The organism is Mesorhizobium sp. PL10, assembly GCF_053714315.1.
On sequence record NZ_JBSKBR010000077.1, the window covers coordinates 1 to 5462 of the forward strand.

A 5462-nucleotide genomic window follows, 5' to 3' on the forward strand; every position below is an offset into this window, starting at 1 on the left:
TGGAACGAGGACTTTCTCGTCAGCCTCATCTCGTGAAAATTAACTCACCCGATTCCCCTGGCGCGCCGGGCCTATTCCTGCCTGATAACAATCGGATCGAACAGGACCATCGGCGCATCAAGCGTCGTGTCCGGCCGATGCTCGGCTTCAAATCGACGGCCACCGCCTCCACAATCCTTTCCGGCATCGAAATGATTCACATGATGTGCAAGCGACAGGCGAGGTACGCCTTCAATCCGAATCCGTCCTTGGCCGAGCAGTTCGAAATCCTCGCCACCTGATTGACGTCGCATCAGGGCTTCTCTGCCCCTATTCAGCCGTTGCAACAAAAACCCACTTTGCCACAGCGCAGGTCGCTATCCACCCTCCTCATAGGATCTGAACAGTTCGCCCGTCTGTCCGTCACCGCTCCGCCCGATTCACTCCCACTGATTTTGATCCTCAAAGCCAGACGACCGATGGGGTAGTGTGGGCAGTCAATTCTGAAGGCGCTGAGTTTCGAAAGATCGACCGCATTTCGCCGATTCTGATCTAACCTAGCTGGGCACCTGGCTCGGGGCTGAAGACCCTCGGCGGAATGACCGACGAAAGTGTCAAGAGAAGAAGATGGTGCGGGTGGTCGGAATCGAACCGACACTCCTTTCGGAACTGGATTTTGAATCCAGCGCGTCTACCAGTTTCACCACACCCGCACATTTGCCGCCGATTCTAGCCCAGGCTCTCAGCTCCTATGCTGCACCTAGCGCCATTTCGGCGATTTTACCACTCCACTATCCCACCCCGTTAGCTCTTTGAAAATACAACGTTTTCAACTCGTCGTAAATTCTTGTGGATTGGGAGACAAACCACTTTTTGAGCCGGTACACACCAGATGCGCCACCATTACCCTCCAACTGTTCAAGTTGGGCAATAGACATGGCCGCCACGCTAACCCGAGGCGCCCGGCGCCCCCAACTTTTTTATGCTCCCCCTCGTGCGCCGACTGAATGTGAGTTTGAACTGGTACGGAAACGGCCGGGTTACAGATCGGGCTCAAACCTGGAAACCGAAACCGCCTAACGGAGATGACTGATGAAGAGTTGACAGAAGTCTTGACGTGAAAGCGCCCATGTGAGCCCGACCGGACTCCGCCGCGGCGCTCCATAGTCTTATGGGTAACGGAGTCCGCCGCTGACCGCTGCGGCTGCGCGCCCAAGGTTGTGCGAGTTGGACGCCTCAAACCCGCTTCCGGATGCTCGCGCGCAGACATATCCCGATTGCGCGTTCCGACAGGATAAGGACAGGTTGCGAGGCTATTGTCACTGACGTTGCGTTACGGCGCTTGGCTGACTCCGAGGGATCGAGCTAGCGCCGCGGCGGACGTTCGTCATTGCCAGCATCCCGCGGCGATGGCGGTGGGAAAATCTGCTGAAAGCCCGAGTTCTCGCGAGGGGTCATCCAGGCTTTTTTTGTCAGCTCAGGAGAATGGATGAAGAAAGATCTTAAGCAGGAAGTTCGCTTGGCAGAGCATCGGAACACAATCGACAATATCGATTCCGCGATCATCCACATGCTCGCTGAGCGATTTCGCTGCACGGAGGAGGTCGGCTTCCTCAAAGCCCAATATGGATACTTGCCCCAAGACAGCACGCGTGAGGCCGCACAGACCAAGCGCTTGCGTGACCTCGCTCTGAGCGCGGGTCTAGACCCAGACCTGGCCGAAGCTTATCTCAGATTTGTCGTTGCCCATTCAGTCAGTCGACATGAGGCGATAGCAAGTCTGGTAGCGCACGTTGTGAAGCGGTGACGTGTTCACTCGGCCTGTTTGATGCTTGTTGCACGGGAAGCCTGCGCGAAGAGTTGGCCTCTCTCGCGCCTTCATGGCTTCTTCGAGACAAAGGAAGTTGGAGATAGGCGACGAGTGCCATGCCACCTTTCGGGGGCTGTTTTCTCGTCACCTCGCCGAACAGGACTTGCACCTTTTGTGTTATCCATCCGACTCTACAGAGGACAGGGCAAAATCGGGATTTCCATCTATACGAGGCGGTATCGGAACAGCGCCGTTCCGTCAGGGCCATGGACGCCGACATCGTCGATATGTTCGAGGGCGACGGAGATACCGTCGGCCACGCTCAGCGTAGTCCACGCCTTTCAAAATCACGGAAAACGAGGTAATCAAACGCTTTGAAGATGGGGGGCCGCTGGAACTCAGCATATAGGGGCAAGGGAAAGGCGGGCGGCCTGATCCTGTTCCTGGCGCTGCAGCGCTTCTACATCCGTGGCCTCATGGCCGGGGCTGTCAAGTAACCAGCCGCATGCGAATGGAGTGAAGTTCATGACCGCACCGCAACCCGCCGCAGCAACCGAGGCCGGCAAGACCGCCAGGCCGAAGCTCGCCTTTCGGCCGCTTCCCGTGCCGCAGGTCGATGTCCGCGGCTTCTGGGGCGACCGCGTCGATGCCGTCGCCTCGCGCACCGCCGATATCCTCTACGAACGTTGCGTCGAAGCCGGCATGCTCGACCAGATCGATCCCGACCGCGCGCCGCCCGGCGTGCGCATTCCCTTCCACGTCAATGACGGCTTCACCGCCTCGACCGTGACCACCCAGATGTTCTGGGATTCCGATCTCGGCAAGACCGTCGAGACCGCTGCCTATTCGCTCTACCGGCGCAAGAACGACGCGCTGGAGCGCAAGATCGACGCCGTCATCGACATGTATGGAAAGCTGCAGCAGGACGACGGCTATCTCTCCAGCTGGTATCAGCGCATCCAGCCCGGCCTGCGCTGGACCAATCTACGCGATTGTCACGAGCTCTATTGCGCCGGCCACCTGATCGAGGGCGCTGTCGCCTACTACCAGGCGACGGGCAAGCGCAAGCTGCTCGACATCATGTGCCGCTATGCCGACCACATCGCCGACACCTTCGGCCCCGAACCAGGCAAGAGGAAGGGCTATTGCGGCCACGAGGAAATCGAGCTGGCGCTGGTCAAGCTCGCGCGCGTCACCGGCAACGAGAAATATATGGAGCTGGCAAAGTACTTCATCGACCAGCGCGGCCTCGAGCCGCATTATTTCGACGAGGAGGCGCTGGCGCGCGGCGCCGACCCCAAGGATTTGCACTTCAAGACCTACGAATACAGCCAGTCGCACAAGCCGGTGCGCGAGCAGGACAAGGTCGTCGGCCATGCGGTCAGGGCGATGTATCTCTATTCCGGCATGGCCGACATCGCCACCGAATATGGCGACGACACGCTCAAGGTGGCGCTCGAGCGGCTCTGGGACGATCTGACGACCAAGAGCCTCTATGTCACCGGCGGCCTCGGGCCGTCAGCGCACAATGAAGGCTTTACCAGCGACTACGACCTGCCCAACGAGACCGCCTATGCCGAGACCTGCGCCTCGGTCGGCCTGGTGTTCTGGGCAAGCCGCATGCTCGGCATGGGGCCGAACGCCCGCTACGCCGACATGATGGAACGAGCGCTCTACAACGGCTCGATCTCGGGCCTGGCGCTCGACGGCTCGCTGTTCTTCTACCAGAACCCGCTGGAGAGCCGGGGCAAGCACAATCGCTGGAAGTGGCACCGCTGCCCCTGCTGCCCACCCAATATCGGCCGCATGGTGGCGTCGATCGGCAGCTATTTCTACGGTCTCGCCGACGATGCGCTGGCCGTGCATCTCTATGGCGACTCGAGCGCACGCTTCGAGATCGCCGGGCGGCCGGTCAGCCTCGTCCAGACCAGCAATTATCCGTGGGACGGCGCAATCTCGATCCGGGTCGAGCCGGATGCCCCCGTTGAGTTCACGCTGCATCTGCGCGTGCCGTCCTGGTGCCGCAAGGCGGCGGCGCAAGTGAACGGCAAGATGGTCGATCTCGATGCGGCGACCAGCGACGGCTATGCCGCAATCCGGCGCGAATGGCAAAAGGACGACCGGGTCGAGCTCGACCTCGAGATGTCGATGGCCCGCCTCTTCGCCAACCCGCATGTGCGCCAGGATATAGGCCGCGTCGCGCTCGCGCGCGGCCCGCTGATCTACTGCGTCGAGGAAACCGACAATGGCTGTGGGCTGCACCGCATTGCCTTGCCGCGCACGGCCAGGCTCGAGGCGCATCCCGAGCCGAACCTGCTCGGCGGCATCGTCACGCTTTCGGCGATCGGCAGCAGGGCAGGGGCTGAAAACTGGGGCAGCGATCTCTACCGCTCCGAACCGCCGGCGACCGAGGAGACGAAGCTCAAGGCGGTTCCCTATTTTGCCTGGGACAACCGCGATCCCGGCGAGATGCTGGTCTGGCTGAGGGAAGGGTGAGAGCGGCCGGCGCCGCGTTCCCATCGGGCGCGGTCCGGCGCGTTCCGATCATGAAGTTTGCTTCCCTTTTATGTCGAATAAGATGATTTAAATCATCATTTATGATACTGGTGGAGGAAATGCATGAAGGCGGCGGTTACGGCGCATCCGCGTTATGTTGTTTCGAAAATCGATCCGCGGCTCTATGGATCCTTTATCGAGCATCTGGGGCGGGCGGTCTACACCGGTATCTATGAGCCCGGTCATCCGACGGCAGATATCAACGGTATGCGTCGGGACGTTATCGATCTCGTCAGGGAACTCAACGTTCCGATCGTCCGCTATCCCGGCGGCAATTTCGTGTCCGCTTACAATTGGGAAGACGGCATCGGCCCCAAGAAAGAGCGCCCGGTGCGCCTGGACCTTGCCTGGCACACGTCGGAGAGCAACGAAGTCGGCCTGCATGAATTCGCCAACTGGTGCGCCTCGGCCAACACCGAGATGATGCTTGCCGTCAATCTCGGCTCGCGTGGCCTCGACGAAGCCCGCAACTTTCTGGAATACACCAATCATCCCGGCGGCAGCGAGTGGAGCGACAAGCGCATCGCCAACGGCCGCACGGAGCCGTTCGGCGTCAAGCTCTGGTGCCTCGGCAATGAGATGGACGGCCCCTGGCAGATCGGCCACAAGACCGCCGACGAATACGGCCGCCTGGCCCATGAAACCGCCAAGGCCATGCGCGCCTTTTCGCAGTCGCTCGAACTCGTCGTCTGCGGCTCGTCAAATGCCAAAATGGCGACCTATCCTGAATGGGAAGCGGTCGTTCTCGACCATACCTACAACGAGGTCGACTACATCTCGCTGCACATGTATTTCGACAACGAAGCCAATGACGCGCCGAACTACCTCGCCATGAACGAGAAGCTCGACGCCTACATCGTCTCGGTCGCCGGCGTCATCGACTATATCAAGGCCAAGAAGCGCTCCAGCAGGCAGGTCTACATCTCGTTCGACGAATGGAATGTCTGGTACCATTCCAAGCAGCAGGACAAGAAGGTCCTTGGCGGCAATGACGGCTGGCCGTTCGCCCCGCCGTTGCTCGAAGACATCTACAATTTCGAGGACGTGTTGCAGGTTGGCCTGATCCTCAACACCTTCATCCGCCGTTCCGATGTCGTCAAGATTGCCTGCCTGGCGC

Annotated in this window: 4 protein-coding genes and 1 tRNA gene; 4 read left to right on the forward strand and 1 reads right to left on the reverse strand. The window is 60.0% G+C overall.

Annotated elements, in window-relative coordinates:
• A partial coding sequence (locus ACWGTO_RS32525; RefSeq protein ID WP_454578812.1) for a DDE-type integrase/transposase/recombinase occupies nt 1-281 on the forward strand: 281 nt, incomplete at its 5' end.
• A 326-nt stretch (nt 282-607) separates the two neighbouring features.
• On the opposite strand, the gene ACWGTO_RS32530 is transcribed toward ACWGTO_RS32525, so the two are convergent.
• Nucleotides 608-692, reverse strand: a tRNA-Leu gene (locus ACWGTO_RS32530).
• A 776-nt stretch (nt 693-1468) separates the two neighbouring features.
• Here ACWGTO_RS32530 and ACWGTO_RS32535 point away from each other — a divergent pair.
• From ACWGTO_RS32535 to arfA, 3 genes are all read left to right on the forward strand, one after another.
• On the forward strand, nt 1469-1786 hold the full coding sequence (locus tag ACWGTO_RS32535; RefSeq protein WP_454578813.1) for a chorismate mutase: 318 nt from the start codon (nt 1469-1471) through the stop codon (nt 1784-1786).
• A gap of 528 nt (nt 1787-2314) precedes the next feature.
• Nucleotides 2315-4285: a glycoside hydrolase family 127 protein gene (locus ACWGTO_RS32540; protein ID WP_454578814.1), complete on the forward strand. Its 1971-nt coding sequence runs from the start codon at nt 2315-2317 to the stop codon at nt 4283-4285.
• Between the two features lie 123 nt (nt 4286-4408).
• The coding region (arfA, locus tag ACWGTO_RS32545; RefSeq protein ID WP_454578815.1) for an arabinosylfuranosidase ArfA at nt 4409-5462 on the forward strand (1054 nt) is incomplete at its 3' end.